The sequence below is a fragment of the Micromonospora sp. NPDC005215 genome (genome assembly GCF_040607915.1).
Taxonomy (GTDB): domain Bacteria; phylum Actinomycetota; class Actinomycetes; order Mycobacteriales; family Micromonosporaceae; genus Micromonospora.
In genome coordinates this window covers 90,262-110,500 of sequence record NZ_JBEXHQ010000024.1, presented here as the reverse complement: position 1 = coordinate 110,500, position 20,239 = coordinate 90,262, and the positions used below count along the sequence as shown (strand labels likewise).

The window sequence follows — 20,239 nt, the reverse complement described above, 5'->3', positions numbered from 1 at the left end:
GGTTTAATTAGGTTTTCTAGTCGTAAGTTGCTAGTTCTTTATTAAATTACCCAGTGACCGGGAAGGGGCCGTCGGCATACTGCCGGCGGCCCCTTCCCGTTGCGGGTGCAAGCCCGCTGAGCAGGCATCGGATGATCGGACGAGGCTCAGAACCGATAGGCGAGTTTGCGTTGCTGGGATGTTCACGCGGCGTAACATGGCCGTCGAGAACGTGGAACTTCCACACTGGCTCATCCGTCGCGGTTCATCCGGAGACCCTCATGCGGTTCCTGATCGTTCGCACCGACATCCGCGCCGTCGCCGACGGGGACATCGCCGCCGCCTGGGCGGACGGCCACCGACTCCGCGACGAGACGACAGCGCCCGAGCCACGACGGCAGATCGTGCACGCCGAGGACCGGGACGCCGCACTGCTGCTGGCCCGCGCCCTGGCCGCGGTCGGCGCGGTCCGCGCCGGCCGGCAACGGGTCAAGGTCCTGCCGCTGAGCGAACCCCGGCCCGCCTTCCGGAACAGACCGCGCCGCACCAGCACCTGAAAACCACCGGACGTCCGTCGTGGTCGGACCGGCTCCCCCGCCGCGTTTCGCGCACCGCCGACCACGACGGCCCGTGTTCCCGGCCTGTGACCGCCGCGGCAACGGCGGCCACAGGCCGGGACCGTGCTCACCGGTCCGCGTGCACCCAACCGTCCAGCCAGCGGTGAATGAGGAACAGCGCGATCGACGAGGGTGGGGGCAGGATCAGCCGAGCCCCATCACCCACATCGACCGTCTGCCCGGCCAGCGCCGCCCCGATCTCCCGGCGTGCGAACCACCGGGCGTACGCGATCTCGGACGGATCGACCCGTACCGGATCGGTCGGGTTCGCGGTGGCCAGGAAGCCCAGCATCAGCGAGCCGGGGAACGGCCAGGCCTGGCTGCCCACGTACCCGATGCGCTCGATCCCGACGCCCACCTCCTCGCGGACCTCGCGCAGCACGGCGGCCTCCGCCGACTCGCCCGGCTCGACATAGCCGGCCAGACACGAGTAGCGCCGGCCACCCGGGGTGCCCGCCCAGCTGGCGTTGTTGCCGAGCAGGCAGCGCCCGTCCGGACCGTCCACGCCGTCGTGCACCAGCACGATCATCGCCGGATCGGTACGCGGCCAGATCCGCCCACCGTTGCGGTCCACCCGGGACCAACCGGCCTCGTCCATGGCGGTCGGTGCCCCGGTGCTGGACGAGTAGCCGTGCCGGGTGTGCCAGTTGACAAGCGCCAACGCGGTGGTCAAGATGCCGGCCTCCCGGTCGGCGAGCAGGTGACCCACCTCGCGCAGGTTGACCGCCCGGGTCCCCGGTAGCTCCGGCAGCGGCGCGTCGACAGCGAAGACCGGCACCCCGTCCGGCTCGACACCGAGGAACATCGCCGTCGACACCGACCCGGCGGGCACGTCGGCCGCGGCGAACAGCACCAGCGTGGGAGGTGACGCGTCGGCGCGGGCCAGCGTCCGACCCTCGTCGGACGAGTCGAGCACCAGCACCCGGGCGCGCAGCCACGCCTCGGTCAACCACTGCGGGTCGCCCCGCCGGTGTGCCGCCCGATCCAGTGTGGACCGGGCCAACGGCGGCGCAGCCTCCCCGCTCACGCCCGCGCTCCGCGGCTGTGCCGGATGGCCCGCCCGCTGCGCTCGTTCACGACACCGGCTCGGTACGGATCGTGGTGAGCGCGGCCAGCCCCGGCGTGACCCGCTCGGCGTCGCCGAGCACCACGATCGCCGCCCGAGCGGGTGCCAGGTACCGGGCCGCCGCCCGCGCGACGTCGTCGATGCTCGTCTTCGCCAACCTCGCGGCGTACTCGGCGAGGAAGTCCAGGCGCAGCCCGTTGCCCGCGTACGCGCTTGTCAACGCCGCCAACCCGGCCTGGGTGGACATGCCGAGCTGGAGCGTGCCCAGGGCGTACTGGCGGGCCTGCTCCAACTCCTCGGGCTTCGGCGGCAGCGACGCCAGCCGACCCAGCTCGTACGTCGTCTCCAGCAACGCCGGACCGGTGACCTCGGTGGCCACCTCGGCGGAGGCGACAAGCACCGACCCGGCCACGGAGTGCTCGATGCCCGAGTGCGGGCCGTACGTGTAGCCCTTGTCCTCGCGGATGTTCTCCACCCAACGGGAGGAGAAGTAGCCACCGAAGATCAGGTTGGCCAGTTGCAGCGGAGCGTGGTCGGGGTCGGTGCGGGGAACGGCCGGAAGCGCGATCCGCAACGAGGACTGCACCGAGCCGGGTCGGTCGACAAGCAGCAGCGGCCCCGGTTCCAGCGGCGGAGTCGCCGGCAGCTCGGCGACGCGCCCGGCGCCGGCCCAACCGCCGAGCGCCCGCTCGGCCGCGTCCAGGGCCTTCTCCGGCTGCACGTCGCCAACCACCACCAACTGCGCGCCGGCCGGGTGCACCCGCTCCGCGTGCAGGGTGCGCAGCGCCGCCGGTCGAACGGCGCGGATCTGGCCGGGCTCCGGGGTCTGCGTCGCGTACGGGTGCCGGCCGTAGATTCGCTTCAGCAGCGCCTCCCGGGCCAGGTGCGCCGGCTGGCTCTGCGCCACCTGGATCCGGTCGACGAGCCGGTCCCGTTCGGTGGCCACCTCGTCGCTGGGGTAGCTCGCGCTGGTCAACACCTCGGCCAGCAACTCCAGCATCCGGTCCAGGCCGGTGACCAGCCCGGCGCCGGAGAGCATCAGCCGGTCCGGGTCGACGCCCGCGGAGAGCCCGCCGCCCACCTTCTGCAACTCGGCGGCGATCTGCACACTGGTCATCGACTCGGTGCCGGACAGCATGGTCTGCGAGAGCATCGCGCCGCGGGCCAGGTGGACCCGGCCGAACGGGACCCAGAGCCGCAGCTCGACAAGCGGCACGGCGGGCCGGCGTACGGCGATCACGGTGAGACCGTTGCGCAGTGTGCGCTCGGCCTGCTTGGGCACCTTGAGCTTGCGGGTCGGACCGAGCGGGGGCAGCGTACGCGGCCCGGCGGGAACGGTGGTCGTGCTCATCGGGCGCCTCCGGCAATGACCTCGATCGCGGCGCGGCGCTCCGGGCGCAGGGTGGCCGCGGCGGCCCGGACCTGCTCCTCGGTGACCTCGCCGACCAGCCGGGGCAGCTCGTTGAGCAGGCCCGGTTCACCGCGTTGCTGCTCCAGCACTGCCATTCGCAGCGCCCGGCCGAGCACCGCATCGGTGTCGCGCAGCAGGTGGGTGGCCATCCGGGCCTGGGTGCGGGCCAGCTCACCGTCGGTCAGCCCGTCGGTGGCCAGCCGGTCCAGTTCCTCGTCGATGGTGCGCAGCACCTTGTCCACGTCGCCCCCGGGCGGCAGGTGCGCCTGCAACAGCAGCGCGGTGGGGTCGCGGACGTCGAAGGGGTCGCCCATGAAGCCGAGGTATCCGCCGAGGCTGGTCACCGTGCGGTCCCGTTGCACCAGGCGCTCGACGAGCCGCGACGCGTCACCGTCGGTGAGCACCTCGGCCAGCACCACGTAGGGCAGGTAGCCGGCGAAATCGGTGATCGGGTCGGGCACCCGCCAGGCCCCGGCGATCGCCGGCAGCGGCGCCAGGGCATCGGTGTACGAGGTGCGCCGCTCGGCGGTCAGGTCGGGCTCGGTGAAGTCGGGCCGAACCGGCGCCGGTCGGGCCGGAACGTCGCCGAAGTGCCTGTTGACCAGCTCGGTCGCCTCCGCCACGTCGATGTCGCCGCTGACGGCGAGGACCGCGTTGCCGCTGGCGTAGTACCGGCGGAAGAAGTCCGCGGCATCGGCGACGGTCGCCGACTCCAGGTCGTCGAAGGAGCCGTACCCGTCGTGCGCGTTCGGGAAGGTGTCGAACATGACCGGCGGCAGGGTCAACCAGGGGAAGCCGCCGTACGGCCGGTTGAGCACGTTGACCCGGATCTCCTCCTTGACCACGTCGACCTGGTTGCGCAGGTTCTCCTCGGTCAGTCGGGGGCCGCGCATCCGGTCCGCCTCCAGGAACAGCGCGCGTTCCAGCGCGTTGCTCGGCAGCGTCTCGAAGTAGTCGGTGTAGTCCAGGTGGGTGGAGCCGTTGAACGTCCCACCCGCTCCCTGCACGTGCCGGAAGTGGGCCAGCTTCTCCAGATTTTCCGAGCCCTGGAACATCAGGTGCTCGAAGAGGTGGGCGAAGCCGGTGCGTCCCTCCGGCTCCGAGCGGATGCCGACGTCGTAGACCACCGCCACCCCGATCACCGGGGCGCTGCGATCGGGGGTGAGCACCACCCGCAGGCCGTTGTCGAGGGTGAACCGCTCGACCGGATACTTCGTCGCTGGAATTCTGGATCTCCGCGCAGGCACGGAGTCGACCCTAGCGCGTCGACACCCGCGCCACCGCCGACCTCGACGGAGCCGCCGGAACCGGGGCGGTGACGAGGGGCAGCACCTCGGCGCCAACCCGCTCGGCCTCCTCCCGGTGTGGCCAACCGGAGAGGACGAACTCGTCGACACCGAGCGCGGCGTACTCGTCGATCCGGGCCGCGACCTCGGCGTAGCTGCCGACCAGCGCGGTGCCGGCGCCCTCGCGGACGAGGCCGACACCGGCCCACAGGTTCGGCGCGACGGTGAGCCCGTCGGTGCGGCCGGCGTTGAGCGCGGCCATCCGGGCCTGTCCGACGGAGTCCATCCGCCGGAATCGGGCCTGGGCGGCGGTGATCCGCTCCGGGCTCATCCCGGCCAGCAGCCGGTCGGCCTCCGCCCAGGCCGCGGCGCTGGTGGGCCGGGCGATGACGTGCAGCCGCAGGCCGGTGCGCAGGGTACGGCCGTGTTCGGCGGCGAGCGCCCGGATGCGGGTGACCCGGGCGGCGATCGACGCCGGCGGCTCACCCCACATCAGGTAGACGTCGGCCTGCCGGGCGGCCACCGTCTCGGCGGCCGGGGACGCGCCGCCGAAGTAGACCGGTGGCGGCTCGGCGAGCGGGGTGGCCAGCCCGCCGCCCTCGACCCGGTAGTGCGTCCCGGTGTGGTCGAAGGGCCGGCCGGCCCAGGCGCGGCGGAGCACCTCGATGAACTCGCCGGTGCGCGCGTAACGGTCGTCGTGCCCGAGGAAGTCGCCGTACGCCCGCTGTTCGACGGGGTCGCCGCCGGTCACGATGTTGAGCGACAGCCGGCCACCGGAGACGGCCTGGAACGCCTCGGCCTGCTGGGCGATCAGGGTGGGCAGCGCGAAACCGGCCCGGACCGCGACCAGCATGCCGAGCCGCTCGGTGTGCTGGGCGATCGCCGCGCAGACGATCCACGGGTCGGGGCAGCCGGCGCCCACTGGCGTGAGGACGGCGCCGAAGCCGTGCGTCTCGGCGGCCCGGCCGACCTCGGCCAGGTACGCGACGGTGGCGGCCCGGTCGTGCCGGGCGGCGCCCGCCGTGACGGTGGCGGCACCGACCTGGTCGCCGTCACCGGAGGTGGGCAGGAACCAGTGGAAGGTCATCGCGTCGTCGCCTCTCCGATGGATCTCCGAGTGCCGGACACCCTAGCAAACCGGTAGGAAATATCGACATGCAAGAGGCGCGCGATCCCATCACGTGGAGCCGGCCCGCTCCGACGACAGCCCGCCGCGTGCGATGGCAGGCCCTGACCGGCCCCTGATCCCGACCCGGACCGGAGCACTGAGGAGCAGAGCCAACGGCGCGACATGCCGAGTGGTCGTGACACAAGGCTCCACTTGGTGACGGAAGTACGGTGCCCGGGCTCAGGTTTACCAGAACGTTATACAACGAGGCGCGATTCGCCCCGCCGCAACTCCTGCCTGCGCCTGGTGGCCTGAAACGCCAGCTTCCACCGACCTCGTGGCAGATCATGGAAGGCGCAAATGCGACATCGCCACCGGCACTGCGGGGGCGCCATTGACAGCGTTCAAGACCGAGTTAATACTCGACTTCACCGGTAGGTTTATTAGAGTTGGGCGAAGCCAGCGCCCAACACCTGCTCGGCAGGTCGAGAACGGGGGACAAATTGAGAAAGATGTTTGGACGCATTACTGCCGTATTCGCGGTGGCGATGTTGGCGGTCGCTGGGATGGCGGTTCCCGCACAAGCGGGAAGTTACGTCCTACTGGACCCTTGCTTTGCGCTCGGCTTCACCGAGCGGAAGGGATCCGGCATCAACACCTGGGCCGTCGCCACGACGTTCACCGACAAGATCCAGGCCGAAAAGCGGGGCAGCACGAAGTGCGACACGGTGAAGGCTCGGGTCCAGTGGCGCGACCGTACGGGTGGGGTGCACTGGACGGGTTGGGTCAGTAGCTCGACCAACGCGGTGGCCACCGGCTGGAACGAAAACTACGGCTGGGCCCTCAAGGGTGAGCACAAGGGTGTCAAGTGGGGCTACGAGACGAGCTTCTCCAGCACGCCGTAACCCCCGAACCGGCAGGATGACGGTGCGGGCCCGCCCTGACCTGCGGAAACGACCAGAGAGGAGCGGCATGGACGCCAGGACCGTCCGGGTGATGACAGGCACACTGATCATCGTGGCCATCACCCTGAGCGCCTGCTCTGCGGGGCCTGTCGACACGCCCGAGCGCGGCGGTTATGCGGAGGCACTTCGCCGGGGGGCCAACGGGCAGGCGACCGCGCTCAAGGACTCGCAGGTGACCGAGGACGAGTATCGGACAGCCGTGACCGAGATGGTGGAGTGCGCGCGAGGGGCCGGGTTGATCGTCTCGGAACCAAGGCCCGACGGCACGGGAATTCTCCTCAACTACGACTTCTCAGTGCCCGACGGATCGGATGCTGATGAGCGGGAAAAAGCTCATGACGCATGTTATCGAATGCATCTTGAAATCGTTAGCGACGAGTACCTCGCGCAGCGCAGATCCCTGTTCGAGGCCAAGGAGAAGGCCCTCTTCGACACGGTAGTCGAATGCATGAAGGAGCGGGGGGCTGAAACCGGGAGGGTAAATACCCAGGATGGCGCGGAGATTAATCGGATCAACCATGAATGGCCCGAGGAGTTTGTGATCTGCCATCGCCAGGTGTTCGAGCCGGGCAGCTCGTGACTGACAGGCCCTACGCCTCCCAGCCCTAGCACCGGAACGGACAGTAAACTCATGACGTCCGAGGGCAAGAAAGTTACTTGATCTTCGACTGTCCGCTCCAATCCTGGGCAGCGGTCCGGCAATGTCGCCTTGGTCCGAAATGCAACACCGACCTCGGGAACAAAGCACAACACCGCTGGCCGCCGTCCGGGTCTGCCGCAGGATGGCCAGTCCTTGCGAAACGGGCCGAGAGCCCCGCCACCCAAACCCTCCCCGGGCTTGCGCTGGTGCCTCCTCTCGCTATCTGGACCGCTCTTGACACGACGATGGGCCTGTTCCATCCTTCCTACCAATCAGGTAGGAATACTTCAGATTGGATGGATCATGAGACGGCTCACCTCCCGTCGGCTGATCTCGATAGCCGCCGTTGTCGCCGTCGGCGTCGCAACCCTCGGCACCGCTGGGGCATGCGGCGACGACAGCGGCAGTGCAGGCGCGGGCCCCGTCACCCTGCGCTTGGGTTACTTTCCCAACATCACCCACGCTCCGGCCGTGGTGGGGGTAGAAAAGGGCATCTTCAAGGAGAAACTGGGCAGCGGAGTAACCCTCGATCCCAAGACCTTCAATGCCGGACCCGAGGCGATCGAGGCCATCTTCTCGGGCGCCCTGGACGCCACCTACATCGGTCCGAACCCGACCGTGAACGCGTTCTCCAAGTCCAAGGGCGAAGCGGTGCGGGTGATTTCGGGCGCGGCCTCGGGCGGCGTGGCGCTGGTGGTCAAACCCAGCATCACCTCGCCGGAGCAGTTGCGTGGCAAGAAGATCGCCACGCCCCAGCTGGGCAACACCCAGGACGTCGCGATCCGTTACTGGCTCAAGGAGAAGGGCCTGAAGACCACGAAGGAGGGCGGCGGCGATGTCAAGATCGTCCCGCAGCAAAATGCCCAGACCCTGGAAACCTTCCGCAGTGGCGCGATCGACGGGGCCTGGGTCCCCGAGCCGTTCGTCTCTCAACTCCTGAACGCCGGCGGCAAGGTGCTGGTCGACGAGCGCGACCTCTGGCCGGACAAGAAGTTCGTGATCACCAACCTGATTGTCAGCACCAAGTTCCTGAAGGCTCACCCGGACGTGGTCAAGAAGCTGGTTGAGGGGCAGGTGGCCGCCAACGAGTTCGTCAACACCAAGCCCGATGAGGCACAGCAGGCCATCTCCGAGGCGATCGGCAAGATCACCGGCAAGCCGCTGGACCTGAAGCTGATCAAGCAGGCTTGGCCGACACTCGAATTTATCAACGACCCGGTCGCGTCCTCGCTGAAGACTGGGCTCGATCACGCAGTCGCGGTCGAGCTGACCGAGCCGACAAGCCTGGACGGCCTCTACGATCTCAAGTACCTGAACGAAGCGCTGAAGGCCGCCGGCAAGCCCGAGGTCGTCCAGCCATGACGTCGACCACGACGACGCCGGAGAGCGCGACCACCGCGGTCGCGCTCTCCGGCGTGACCAAGGTGTACGGACGCGGGACGAGCGCCGTCCTGGCCCTGGACGGCGTGTCGCTGGACGTCGCGCCCGGTGAGTTCGTCTGCCTGGTCGGCGCGTCCGGCTGCGGCAAGAGCACCCTGCTCAACCTGGTGGCCGGGCTGGACCGGGTCAGCGGTGGGCAGATCACCCTGGCCGGCGACGCCAACCCGGGCCTGATGTTCCAGGAGCCGGCGCTATTTCCGTGGCTGACCGTCGACGCCAATGTGGAGGTGCCACTCAAGCTGCGCCGGCTGCCCCGGGCCCAGCGCCGCGAACGGGTGGCCGAGCTGCTGCGCACCGTGCACCTGGCCGAGTTCGGCCGCAAGCGCCCGCACGAGCTCTCCGGCGGAATGCGGCAGCGGGTCGCGCTGGCCCGCACCCTGGCCCTGGACACCCCGGTGCTGCTCATGGACGAGCCGTTCGGCGCGCTGGACGCGATGACCCGGGACATCCTGCACGACGAGCTGGAACGGATCTGGTCCGAACGCCAACTGTCGGTACTCTTCGTGACGCACAACGTCCGCGAGGCCGCTCGACTGGCCGACCGGATCATCCTGCTCTCGAGCCGCCCCGGCCGGATCATCTATTCCACCGAGGTGAACATCCCGCGCCCCCGACGGATCGACTCCCCCGAGGTCGCCGCCATCGCCGCCGATGTCACCGAGCGACTCCGTACGGAGGTGGGCCGTCATGGCCAATGACACCCTTACCAGCTCGGCGCGGACCGATGCGGAGATCTCCGGCCTCGATGCCTTGGAGATCGCCGGCCGGGACAAGGAGATCTCCCGGGGCGCTCGGATCTGGGCAGCCACCTGGCCTAAGCTGGCGGCGCTGACCATCGCCATCCTGGCCTGGCAGTTGGTGGTCTGGTCGGGTTGGAAACCGCCGTACTCGTTGCCGGGGCCCACGGAGGTCGGCCGTGAGCTGATCAGCCAGGCCCAGGGTCCGCAACTCTGGGACGGCCTGGTCACCACGCTACGCCGGGCCGCCGTCGGGTACGTCTTCTCGGTCGCGGTCGGCCTGCTGCTGGGCTTGGCGGTGGCCCGGTCGAAGGTGCTGCGCGCGGCCATCGGCTCGATGATCACGGCGTTGCAGACCATGCCGTCGATCGCCTGGTTCCCGCTGGCCATCCTGCTGTTCGAGCTGAGCGAGAAGGCGATCTTTTTCGTGGTGGTGCTCGGCGCCGCACCGTCCATCGCCAACGGGGTGATCTCGGGTGTGGACTACGTGCCGCCGCTGCTGCTGCGGGCCGGCCGCAACCTGGGCGCCCGTGGGCTCAACCTCTACCGCTACGTCATCGCGCCGGCCGCCCTGCCGGCGATCGTCGCCGGACTCAAGCAAGGCTGGGCGTTCTCCTGGCGCAGCCTGATGGCCGGCGAGCTGCTCGTGGTCGGCATCTCACAGACCTCGCTCGGTGCTCAGCTGACGTACTCGCGAGACCTGTCCGACGCGCCCTGGCTGCTCTCCACCATGATCGTGATTCTGGTCGTCGGCCTGGTCGTGGACGCTGCCTTCGGCGCGGCGGACAAGGCGATCCGGCGTCGCTGGGGCGTGCTCGACCAGGCGGGCAACTGAACGGTGTACGTCTCCGCGCGCAGCGACTACGCGCTCCGGGCGATGCTCGCCGTCGCCGCCGGTGGTGGCGGCGGCGAGTTGGTCAAGGCGGCCAGCCTGGCCGAAGTGCAGGACATCCCGCTCAGTTTCCTCCAGGGCATCCTGCTCGACCTGCGCCGGGCTGGTCTGCTGCACAGTCATCGCGGCGCTGACGGCGGGTACGCCCTGACCCGCCCGGCCGACGAGATCACCGTCGGGGACGTGTTACGCGCGGTCGGCGGTTCGCTCACCACGGTGCGCGGTCTGCCGGCCGAGCGCGCCGGCTACCACGGAGTGGCCGCGGGGCTGACCGACGTCTGGCTGGCGGTGCGCGGGGCGATCGCCACGGTGGTCGACAGCACCACCCTGGCCAATCTGCTCACCCACCACCCGACCGACCACGCCCCCACCACCTGAACCGGCGGAGGCGATGTGGTCGGGTCGGTGCCCCGCCGACCCGACCACGCCTCGTACCGATCCTGGCCGGGCCTGCCGCTGGCCCGCACCGGTCGATCGGCCACTGCTCAGCCCACGTGCGCGACCACCGGGGCGAGGCCCGGGTCGTCGGGGCTGCGCAGCTCCACCAGGCTGGCGGGAGCGTTACCCGCCGGGGTGGCGCGCCAGGGTACGAAGGCCGCAACCATGGCGAGCAACAGACCGGCGAGCGCGACCGCGACCACCAGGATCAGTTCGCGCAGTGCACCCGAGCCGGCTTCGCCCGCCATGGTCACCCCTCCCGCGCCGAGCCCCCCGCCCGACTTTCCCCCGCTGGCCAGCTTCGACCACGGACCGGCAGGGCACAATCGGCCAGCCGACCCAGCCGAGGCTGATAATTGACTGAGCGGTAAGGCGATCAGGAGGTGTCGGGGGGTCGCACCGGCCCGGCTCCACGCGGGTGCCTGCCGCAGCGCCGCTCGCCGTAGACAGACCGACCCGCCGCGCCGAAGCGGGGCGGGTCGGTCGAAGCGCAGAAGATCAGACGGTACGCGGGCGGCGCGGGCGGCGCGACCGACCCGACGCACGGTGCGCCGGACGGGCGCCACCGTCAGTGGCCGAGCCGCCGGCCGTACGGACCCGACTAGCGGGCGCCGGCGGGGCGACGATGGTCACCGGCACACCGGACGGCTCGCGGGCACCGGTCACCCGGGCCAACGACCCGTCGCCCGGACGCACCTGCACCGACTCGGGTCGGATGCCGGCAACCGCCATCAACCGCGACACATCCCGGCGCTGCTCCGGCAGGACCAGGGTGACCACGGAACCGGACTCGCCGGCCCGCGCGGTCCGGCCGCCGCGGTGCAGGTAGTCCTTCGCCTCGGTCGGCGGGTCCACGTTGACCACCATGTCCAGGCCGTCCACGTGGATGCCCCGGGCCGCCACGTCGGTGGCCACCAGAGCGGTCACCTGGCCGTTGCGGAACTGCTCCAGGATGCGGGTGCGCTGCGGCTGGGACTTGCCGCCGTGCAGCGCGGCCGCGCGTACGCCCTTGGAGAGCAACTGGCGGGCGAGCCGGTCGGCGCGGTGCTTGGTGCCCATGAACAGGATGGTGCGGCCCTCACGGGCGGCGATCCGGGTCAGCGCGTCGGGCTTGTCCAGCGCGTCGACGTGCAACACGTGGTGGGTCATCGCGGTCACGGTGGCCGTGCCCGGGTCGACCGAGTGGGTGACCGGGTTGCTCAGGAAGCGGCGGACCAGCCGGTCCACGCCGCCGTCCAGGGTGGCGGAGAAGAGCATCCGCTGCCCCTGCGGCGCAACCTGCTCCAGCAGCTTGGTGACCTGCGGCAGGAAGCCCATGTCGGCCATCTGGTCGGCCTCGTCCAGCACTGTGATCTCGACCTGGTCCAGCCGGGCGTCGCCCCGGTTGATCAGATCGTGCAGCCGGCCGGGGGTGGCCACGACCACCTCGGCGCCGGCACGCAGGGCGTCCGCCTGCCGCTGCAACGACAGCCCGCCGACGACGGTGGTGCAGCGCAGCCCGACGGCGCGGGCGTACGGGGCCAACGCGGTGGTGACCTGCTGGGCCAGCTCACGGGTCGGCACCAGCACCAGGGCCAGCGGGCGACCCGGCCGGGCCTTACGGCCGGCGGTGCGGGACAGCAGCGGGAGCCCGAAGGCAAGCGTCTTGCCGGAGCCGGTACGACCCCGGCCCAACACGTCCCGGCCGGCGAGCGAGTCGGGCAGCGTCGCCGTCTGGATCGGGAACGGCTCGGTGATGCCCTGCGCGATCAGCGCGGTGAGCAGCGCCGGCGCCAGACCGGTATGAGCGAACGAAGGAATAACTGTGGTCATGCGAGAGCCTTTCTCGACGCGGAACGTGTCGAGGGAGGGCGCCGAAGTCGGCGCTGTCAACCGGCGGCGCAAGGCAGCCAGGACTCACAAGCACGAACCGATTGGAGTACGGGCCGGCCCGCCGCCGGGCCGCCGCCTGCGTGTGCAGGCGGCAGCGAGGCGGGCCGGTCCCGTCACCGTCACACCCGGAGGGCGCGACAGGTAATGCAGACCAATCCGAAGATCAGATCGGGCGGATGTTCTCCGCCTGCGGGCCCTTCTGGCCCTGGGTCACCTCGAACTCGACCCGCTGGTTCTCGTCCAGGCTCCGGTAGCCGGAGGACTGGATCGCCGAGAAGTGGGCGAAGACGTCAGCGCCGCCGCCGTCCGGGGTGATGAAGCCGAAGCCCTTGTCAGCGTTGAACCACTTCACGGTGCCAATAGCCATGTGTTTCGTCTCCTTGACGGAACGTCGGACTCGCACTTGTTGCGTGCCCGAAGAGGAGCGCTCCGCGCGGGGATGCGCGAATCGCCTGTCGCTTCTGGTCGCCCCGCCCGGAGAACTCCGGACACAACAAAGAGCGCCTGGGGCCACAATTCCCGCCAGGCGCACACAGAGTCTCTGGTAACCAAAACTGCAACCCGGCCAACGTATCATGGTTTTCCCGCGAGCGGTCAATCTTGGGCGGAATCTTCGGGCAACTGGGCGATCATGGCCGTGAGCCCCGTCACATCCAGCAGGTCCGCGGGCCGAACCGTCACGCCGTGCCGGACGTAGTGGAACGCCGCGCCCACCCGGTCGACCGGCACGCCAGCCAACTCCGCCCAGGCCAACCGGTACACGGCCAACTGCACGGCGGCCACCTCCGCCGCCGGCCCGGTCGGCTGCGCACCGGTCTTCCAGTCGACCACGTCGAACCGCCCACCCGGCCGGGCGAAGACCGCGTCCATCCGCCCCCGCACCACCACTCCGGCGATCACCGTGGCGAACGGCACCTCCACCTCCACCGGCGACCGGTCGGCCCACTCGCTGGCCAGGAACCGCTCCTGCAACTCGACCAGCGCCTCGTCGGGCGCGGCATCCGCGTCGGCCGCACCGGGCAGCTCGTCCAGGTCCAGCAGGCGGTCGGCGCCGAAGCGCTGCTCCAACCAGGCATGAAAGGCGGTGCCTCGGCGGGCGTACGGGTTGGGCTCGGCCGGCACGGGACGGCGCAGCGTACGGGCCAGCCCGGCCGGGTCACGCCGCAACGCCACCAGCTGGGTGACGCTCAACTGCCCGGGCAGGGCCACCTCGACCGCACCGGAGAGCCTGGTCAGCTCGGCCCGTTCGGCCAGCAGCAGATCCGCCTCGCGCTGCCAGCGCGCCACCTCCGGGTCCACCTCCGGCTCGACCGACACCAGCGGCCCGGCGACCACCGGCCCCACCGGCCCGACAGCCACCGAAGCCGGCCCGTCGGTCATCAGGCGGCGCACCAACCCGGCCGCCTCGGCCAACTCCGGTCGGCGGCCACCCAGCGGGTCGGCCGGCCACTCCGCCCGGAGCACCACCTCGGCGGTGGGATTCGTGGCATCCGGGGTCGGCTCCGGCGCCCAGGCGTCGATCACGTGCCCCGGCCCACCGTCGAGGCAGGCGTCGTACATCTCGCGCAGGAAGACCGACGGACCTCGCGGTCGCTTCGTGCCCTCCCCCCACCAGTAGCCGGAGCACAGCAGCAGCCGGCGCGGCCGGGTGACCGCCACGTACGTCAGGCGACGTTCCTCCCGCTCGTCGTGCGCCCGCCAGTCGTCGGTGAAGTCGTTCACGGCCCGGGCCACCGCCCGCTGGTCGGCCGCCTCGTCGAGCGCCAGCTCAGGCAACCCGTCGGCGTCGCCCCGCAGCGGGAACGGCAGCACCCCCAGCCCGCCCAACCAGTGATCGGAGTTACGCACCGGCCCCGGCCACGACCCACGGCACAGGCCGGCCACCGCCACCACGTCCCACTCCAGGCCCTTGGCGGCGTGCGCGGTGACCACCTGCACCGCGCCCTCCACCACCTCGACCTCGCCCGGCGCCAGACCCCGCTCCTCGTCCTCGGCAGCGGCCAGATAGGACAGAAACCCGGACAGTGTCGCGCCCGGCGTCTCCCCGCTGAAGCGGGCCGCCACATCACCCAGGGCGTCCAGGTGACCCCGGGCCAGGCCGGCGTCGCCGGCACCGTCCCGACCGGCACGCACCGCGACCTCCACGTCCAGGCCGATGGTCCGCTCGATGTCCGCGATCAGATCCGGCAGCGCCTGGTCCAGCCGGTACCGCAACAGCGCCAACTCCATGCCGTACGCGCGCAGCCGCGCGAAGCCCTCCGCCGAGTACGCCTGCGCCGGGCCGAGATCGGCCAGCGCCTCCACCAGGGTCGCCTCGTCCAGCAGATCGGGGCTGATCTCCGCGGCGTCGTCGGCGGCCACCTGGCGGCGGGCGTTGGCGATGGCTCGGGCCCGCCTGTGCAACGCCACCAGGTCACGCGGCCCGATCCGCCAGCGGGCGCCGGTGAGCAACCGCAGCAGCGCGGCCCCGTCGGTCGGGTCGGCGAGCACCCGCAGCGTGCAGACGACGTCGCGTACCTCGGGGGTGTCCAGCAGGCCGCCGAGCCCCACCACCTCGACCGGGAGGCCACGCTCACGCAGGGCCGACTCGATCGCCGGGATCTGACTGCGGACCCGGACCAGCACGGCAGTGGTCGGGCGCTGCGCCACCGGGATGTGTTCGGGGGCGACGCCCGGCATCCGGGCCGCCCCACGCCAGGCGGCCAGCACGCTGTCGGCGAGCCAGTCCGCCTCGTCGGCGTACGTGGGCAGCAACGCGCAGTGCACAGTGCCGCCGGCCGCACCGCCGGGGCTGCGGTGCGGGATCGGGTCGCGGACGGTCAGCGCGGAGCGCAGCTCCGGCACCCGGGCACCCGCCGCCCGCAGCGGAGCCGACAAGGCGTTCGCCACCCGCAGGATCTCCGGGCGGTTACGCCAGCTCGTGGTGAGCCCGAGCGCCGGGGCGGGCTGACCGTCGGCGCGGGCGAACTCGGTGGGGAACCGGTCCAGTGTGCCGGCGCTGGCCCCCCGCCAGCCGTAGATGGACTGGCAGGGGTCGCCCACCGCGGTCACCGGGTGCCCGCCACCGAACAGGGCGTTGAGCAGCACCACCTGGGCGTGGCTGGTGTCCTGGTACTCGTCGAGCAGCACCGCCCGGAAGCGGCCCCGCTCGATCTCGCCGACCCCCGGGTGGTCCCGGGCGACCCGGGCCGCCCGCGCGAGCTGGTCGGCGAAGTCCATCGCCTCGAAGTTCTCCTTGCGCCGGGCGTACGCCCGCACCAGCGGCAGCAGGCGCAGCCGGGTCTGTTGCAGGGTGAGCGCCTTGCGTACATCGGCATACACCCGGCCCGGCCGGGACTGCACCTCGGCGAAGAACCGACCGGTCCAGGCCGCCAGTTGGTCCGGCGCGACCAGGTGCTCGTCCAACTCCCCGGCCAGCGCCAGCACCGCGTCGGTGATGGTGCTCGGCATCCGGTCCACCTCGGACATGTCGCCGTCGTAGTTGCGCACCAGCAGGTCGACCAGCTGCCAGCGGGACGCCTCGGTGAGCAGCCGGGTCGACGGCTCGTAGCCGGACCGCAGCCCGTGCTCGGTGACGATCCGCCCCGCGTACGAGTGGTAGGTGGAGACGGTGGGCTCACCGGCGAGCGGGTCGTCCAGCGGGTCGCGGCCCTGCCGGCCGAGTCGGCGGATCAGTTGGTCGAGCCGGGCGCGGATCCGGTGGGCCAGTTCGCCGGCTGCCTTACGGGTGAAGGTCAGCCCGAGGATCTGCTCCGGGCGCACGTACGAGTTGGCCACCAGCCAGACCACCCGCGCGGCCATCGTCTCGGTCTTGCCCGACCCGGCTCCCGCGACCACCAGCAGCGGTTCCACCGGAGCGGCGATGATCGCGGCCTGCTCCCGGGTGGGCGCCGGCAACCGCAGCAGCTTGGCCAGCTCCACCGGCGTGTACCGGGGGCCGGAGTCCGCCAGCCGGGGCGCCGGCGTGGGGCCCGCGCCGAACAGGGTGGGCTGGCTCACGGTGCTGTCTCAGGATGCGACACCCGCTCACTCCTCGCCCTCACTGTTGCGTCGAACGGTCGGCGGCTCGACGACCTGACGCCCCTGCCCGGACACCGGGCAGCTGGTGCGGACCGGGCAGACCCGGCACTTCGAGTTGGCCACCGCGGCGAACGTGGCGGCTGCCATCGTATCGGCGGTCCTCCGAACCAGCGCGGTCGCCCAACCGGCCGCCGGTCCCTCGCCGGCCGCCGGCTGGTTCTGTTCCCGGGCATCCTTGGCGGAGGTGCCGAGTTGCACGAGCGCCGCGCCGCCGGACTCGTCACCGAACTCGGCGAACGCGCCCGCCTCCACCGCCGCCTGGTACGCGCCGAGCTGCGGATGCTCGGCCAGGTCGCTGCCGGTGACGGCGGTGGACTTGCCGGTCTTCAGGTCGATCACCACGAGCCGCCCGGACTCGTCGACCTCCAGCCGGTCGACCCGGCCGGCCAGGTCGACGGGCCGATTCGGGTCGTCCAGGCGGACCGCGAACTCGTGCTCGATGGCGAGCAACCGACGCGGATTGGTGGCCAGCCAGCGCAACAGCTTGTCGACCATCGCCTCGGCGCGTTCCCGCTCCGGCCCGGCCATCCATCGAGCCGCCAGCTCGATGGCGTCGAACCGGGCGGCCACGTAGTCGAGCAGCGCACCCCGGTCGGCGCTGGCGTCCTCGGCGAGCATCGCGGCGGCGTGCACCAGGTTGCCCACCCCCTGCGCGGTGCTGGTCGGGCCACTGCCGCCGTGCCGTTCCAGCAGCCACCGCAGGCTGCATCGCAGGGCGCTCTCCATGGCCGACGGGGTGACCCGTACCGGCTCCCCTTCGTCGACGAGCGGTCGGTCGTCGGAGAGCGCGCGCAACCCCCACCAGTCGTCCGGGTGCGCACCGGGAACCCCGGCGGCGGCGAGCCGGGCCAGCTCGGCCGCCGCCGCGCGCCGCCGGCTCGCCGGGGCGGCCGGGTCGGTGATCGCGGTACGCAGTTCGGCCACCAGCGCCGGCAGGGTGAGCGCCCGAGGTGGACGGGTCACCGGCAGTGCCCCGGGACGGTCCGGCTCGCCGTCATCGCCGGTCGCGCCGCCGGTCGTCACGCCGCCGGTCCCGCCGTTCGTCACGCCGCCGGTCCCGCCGCCCGTCCCGCCGTCGGTCGTGCCGGTCTTCATGTCGCCGGTCCCGCCGTTCGTCACGCCGCCGGTCGCGCCGGTCGTCATGTCGCCGGTCGCGCCGGTCGTCGTGTCGCCCGTCCCGCCGCCGGTCCCGCCGTTTGTCGCGCCATCGGCCGCGGACGTGGCCTCCGCTGGGTTGGAGGCTGGGTCCTCGGCCTGCGGGCCGGTGCGCGGGCCCGGTGGCGTGGGCGGGCCCGGTGGCGTGGGCGGCTTGACCGGCCCGGCATTCGGAGGGGTGGGCGGCGCGGTCGGGCCCAGCTCGTGCAGGAACCGGCTCGGCTGCTCCTGGTGGTCGTCACCGCCGACGGCGGCCGAGGCCACGGCGCTGACCAGCAGCCGGTGCCGGGCCCGACTGATGGCGACGTGGAAGAGCCGGCGCTCCTCGTCTAGCAACGCCGAGGTCTGGCCCACCACGTTCGCCGCGGTGGCACCGTCGACAGACCGGCCGGCCAGCACGTCGACAAGCCGTTCGGAGCCGAGCAGGCTGCCGCGCAGTCGGAGGTCCGGCCAGATGCCCTCCTGCACGCCGGCCACCGCGACCAGGTCCCATTCCAGGCCCTTCGCGGCATGCGCGGTGAGCAGGCGCACCGCCGCGCCCCGATCGGCGGTCGGGGCGATGGTGTCGGCCGGCAGATCCTGGGCGAGCACGTGGTCGAGGAAGACCTCGGAGCGGGCGCCGGGCAGCCGGTCGGTGAACCGGGCCGCCGCGTCGAAGAGCACCAGCACGGCGTCGAGGTCACGGTCGGCCGCCTCGGCCCGCCGCCGCCGGGCCAGGTCCCCCTCGCCGGGCGCCGGCCGCCCCTGGTTGATCGCACCCGCCCAGCGCTCGGCGAGACCGCTGGCACTCCACACGGCCCAGAGCACGTCCTCGGCGGTCGAGCCCGGCACGGCGGCGGCGTCGCGTGCCGTGGCCAGCAGCCCAGCCACCGCCTGCGCCGGCTCCGCCCAGCGCCGGTCGATGCCGGCCAGCTCGGCCGGATCGCCCAACGCCTCGACGATCAGCTCCCCGGACGGACGCCGGTCACCGCCGGCCAGCGCGAGGGCACGCAGGCCCTGCCGCAGCCGCCGCTCGGCCAGCGGGTCGGCCCCGCCCAGCGGCGAGTGCAGCAGCGCGACCGCCGCCTCCTCGTCCAGCCGGTCCGGCTCCAGCGCGCAGCGCAGCAGGAGCAGCAGCGGCGCGACCGCCGGTTGCAGATGCAGGGGCAGATCCTCGCCGTGCACCACGGTGGGCACCCCGGCGGCGTGCAGCGCCCGTCGCAGAGTGGGCAGCTGCAAGGCGGTGGACCGCACCAGCACCGCCATCCGCGACCAGGGCACGCCGTCGAGCAGGTGGGCCGAGCGCAGCGCGTGGGCCAGCCAGGCCGCCTCGCTGGTCGCCGAGCGGAACGTGTGCACCTCGACCGTCCCGGGTGGCGCGTCCGGCAGTGGGCGTAGTCGGCGGTGCGCGGCCGGGCCACGCAGCCGGCGGCCCAGCCGGGCCATCGGGGCGAGCAGACCCGGCCCGGCCCGGTACGACATGGTCAGCAGCACCTGCGCGGCGGGCGCGCCGGAGGCGGTCCGGAAGCGGTGCGCGAACGTGGTCACCCCGGCCGGGTCGGCGCCGCGGAAGGCGTACGTGGAGGAATCCGGGTCGGCGAACGCGACGAGCGACTTGCCTCCGCCCGCGATCACCGAGAGCAGTTCCAGCTGGGCCGGGTCGGTGTCGGCCAACTCGTCGAGGTAGACGTGGGCGAGCCGACGGCGTTCGGCGGCCAGCAACTCCTCGTCGTCGCGCAGCAGCCCGGTGGCCGCCCGGACCAGCTCCGCCGGGTCGTACGCGATGGAGCCCCGGTTGCTGACGTCGCGCAGCGCGAGCACTGCGACGTACTCCCGCAGGAAGCGGGCGGCGGCCGGCCAGTCGGCGCGGCCGAGCCTCTCACCCAGCCGGGCCAGGTCGATCGGGCCCACGCCGCGCTCGGCAGCGCGCATGAGCAGGTCGCGCAGCTGACCGGCGAAGGCCCGGGTCCGCAGGGCCGGGCGCAGGTCGTCCGGCCAACCGACCGGGTCGTCCTCGGGCTCCTCGCCGACCACGTCGAGCAGCTCGCGGATGATCAGATCCTGCTCGGGGCCGGTCAGCAGCCGGGGCGACGGCTCGCCTCGTTCGGCGGCGGCTCGGCGCAGCAACCCGAAGGCGTACGCCGGGAAGGTGCGCACCAGCGGCTCGCGCAGCACCCGGTGGCCGTCCTGCGCGATCCGGGCCTCGATGCGTTGACGCAGGGCGGTGGCCCCGCGACGGCCGAAGGTCAGCACCAGGATCCGTTCGGGGTCGACCCCCTCGCTCGCCCGCGCGGCGACCGCCTCGACCAGCGTGCTGGTCTTGCCGGTGCCTGGGCCGCCGAGCACGAGCATCGGCCCGGCGGTGTGCCCGACCACCTCGGCCTGCACCGGATCGGCCCGCCAACCGCTGCCGTCGACCGTCAGCGTCGGCCCGGCGGCGCGATCGGGCCCAACCGACGCGCCGACACCGCCCGTGGACGGGCCGGCGCCGGCGGGCACGGAAGCGTCGGCCGGCGCTGCCGCATCCCCCCGCGCCGGCCCTCCGGACCGCCGCACCAACCGGTACGCCTGCAT

At 72.0% G+C, this 20,239-nt stretch carries 16 protein-coding genes; 7 read left to right on the top strand and 9 right to left on the bottom strand.

The features are described 5' to 3' along the window. Nucleotides 1-260 precede the first annotated feature (260 nt). Nucleotides 261-536 (top strand): hypothetical protein, encoded by a 276-nt coding sequence (locus ABZU25_RS19270; protein WP_355030710.1) that lies wholly within the window; start codon nucleotides 261-263, stop codon nucleotides 534-536. A gap of 127 nt (nucleotides 537-663) precedes the next feature. Here ABZU25_RS19270 and nudC read toward each other — a convergent pair whose 3' ends face one another. The 4 genes from nudC to ABZU25_RS19250 are packed head-to-tail and all read right to left on the bottom strand — an operon-like array spanning nucleotide 664 to nucleotide 5,446. Further along, nucleotides 664-1,623, bottom strand: a complete 960-nt coding sequence (nudC, locus tag ABZU25_RS19265; protein WP_355030709.1) for an NAD(+) diphosphatase — start codon at nucleotides 1,621-1,623, stop codon at nucleotides 664-666. Between the two features lie 46 nt (nucleotides 1,624-1,669). Next, on the bottom strand, nucleotides 1,670-3,013 hold the full coding sequence (locus ABZU25_RS19260; protein ID WP_355030708.1) for a pitrilysin family protein: 1,344 nt from the start codon (nucleotides 3,011-3,013) through the stop codon (nucleotides 1,670-1,672). Then, entirely contained in the window at nucleotides 3,010-4,320 is a 1,311-nt protein-coding gene (locus tag ABZU25_RS19255; protein WP_355030707.1) for a pitrilysin family protein, read from the bottom strand. Before ABZU25_RS19255 ends, ABZU25_RS19260 begins: the two co-directional genes overlap by 4 nt. Nucleotides 4,321-4,330: 10 nt before the next feature. Beyond that, nucleotides 4,331-5,446 carry an LLM class flavin-dependent oxidoreductase gene (locus tag ABZU25_RS19250; protein ID WP_355030706.1) on the bottom strand — a complete coding sequence of 372 codons (1,116 nt, stop codon included), beginning with the start codon at nucleotides 5,444-5,446 and terminating at the stop codon, nucleotides 4,331-4,333. A gap of 533 nt (nucleotides 5,447-5,979) precedes the next feature. Here ABZU25_RS19250 and ABZU25_RS19245 point away from each other — a divergent pair. The 6 genes from ABZU25_RS19245 (at nucleotide 5,980) to ABZU25_RS19220 (ending at nucleotide 10,519) form a co-directional block, all read left to right on the top strand. Then, a complete protein-coding gene (locus tag ABZU25_RS19245; protein WP_355030705.1) occupies nucleotides 5,980-6,372 on the top strand; it encodes a hypothetical protein in 393 nt (130 codons plus the stop codon). Between the two features lie 67 nt (nucleotides 6,373-6,439). Then, nucleotides 6,440-7,012 (top strand): hypothetical protein, encoded by a 573-nt coding sequence (locus ABZU25_RS19240; protein ID WP_355030704.1) that lies wholly within the window; start codon nucleotides 6,440-6,442, stop codon nucleotides 7,010-7,012. A 363-nt stretch (nucleotides 7,013-7,375) separates the two neighbouring features. Continuing rightward, nucleotides 7,376-8,434 carry an ABC transporter substrate-binding protein gene (locus tag ABZU25_RS19235; protein WP_355030703.1) on the top strand — a complete coding sequence of 353 codons (1,059 nt, stop codon included), beginning with the start codon at nucleotides 7,376-7,378 and terminating at the stop codon, nucleotides 8,432-8,434. Then, on the top strand, nucleotides 8,431-9,210 hold the full coding sequence (locus tag ABZU25_RS19230; protein WP_355030702.1) for an ABC transporter ATP-binding protein: 780 nt from the start codon (nucleotides 8,431-8,433) through the stop codon (nucleotides 9,208-9,210). The genes ABZU25_RS19235 and ABZU25_RS19230 overlap by 4 nt, the downstream gene beginning before the upstream one ends. After that, on the top strand, nucleotides 9,200-10,084 hold the full coding sequence (locus ABZU25_RS19225) for an ABC transporter permease (RefSeq protein ID WP_355030701.1): 885 nt from the start codon (nucleotides 9,200-9,202) through the stop codon (nucleotides 10,082-10,084). Before ABZU25_RS19230 ends, ABZU25_RS19225 begins: the two co-directional genes overlap by 11 nt. Before the next feature lie 3 nt (nucleotides 10,085-10,087). Next, on the top strand, nucleotides 10,088-10,519 hold the full coding sequence (locus ABZU25_RS19220; protein ID WP_355030700.1) for an Rrf2 family transcriptional regulator: 432 nt from the start codon (nucleotides 10,088-10,090) through the stop codon (nucleotides 10,517-10,519). A gap of 107 nt (nucleotides 10,520-10,626) precedes the next feature. Here the strand turns inward: ABZU25_RS19220 and ABZU25_RS19215 are convergent, their stop codons facing one another. The 5 genes from ABZU25_RS19215 to ABZU25_RS19195 form a co-directional block, all read right to left on the bottom strand. Next, nucleotides 10,627-10,827, bottom strand: a complete 201-nt coding sequence (locus ABZU25_RS19215; protein ID WP_355030699.1) for a hypothetical protein — start codon at nucleotides 10,825-10,827, stop codon at nucleotides 10,627-10,629. A gap of 250 nt (nucleotides 10,828-11,077) precedes the next feature. Then, the gene (locus tag ABZU25_RS19210; RefSeq protein ID WP_355030698.1) at nucleotides 11,078-12,391 is read right to left on the bottom strand and encodes a DEAD/DEAH box helicase; all 1,314 of its coding nucleotides are present in this window, start codon (nucleotides 12,389-12,391) and stop codon (nucleotides 11,078-11,080) included. 223 nt (nucleotides 12,392-12,614) lie between these two features. Next, complete coding sequence (locus ABZU25_RS19205) at nucleotides 12,615-12,818, bottom strand: cold-shock protein (RefSeq protein ID WP_101369720.1); 204 nt, start codon at nucleotides 12,816-12,818, stop codon at nucleotides 12,615-12,617. Between the two features lie 227 nt (nucleotides 12,819-13,045). Next, the gene (locus ABZU25_RS19200) at nucleotides 13,046-16,450 is read right to left on the bottom strand and encodes a UvrD-helicase domain-containing protein (RefSeq protein WP_355030697.1); all 3,405 of its coding nucleotides are present in this window, start codon (nucleotides 16,448-16,450) and stop codon (nucleotides 13,046-13,048) included. Nucleotides 16,451-16,477: 27 nt separating this feature from the next. Beyond that, nucleotides 16,478-20,239, bottom strand: a complete 3,762-nt coding sequence (locus ABZU25_RS19195) for an ATP-dependent DNA helicase (RefSeq protein ID WP_355030696.1) — start codon at nucleotides 20,237-20,239, stop codon at nucleotides 16,478-16,480.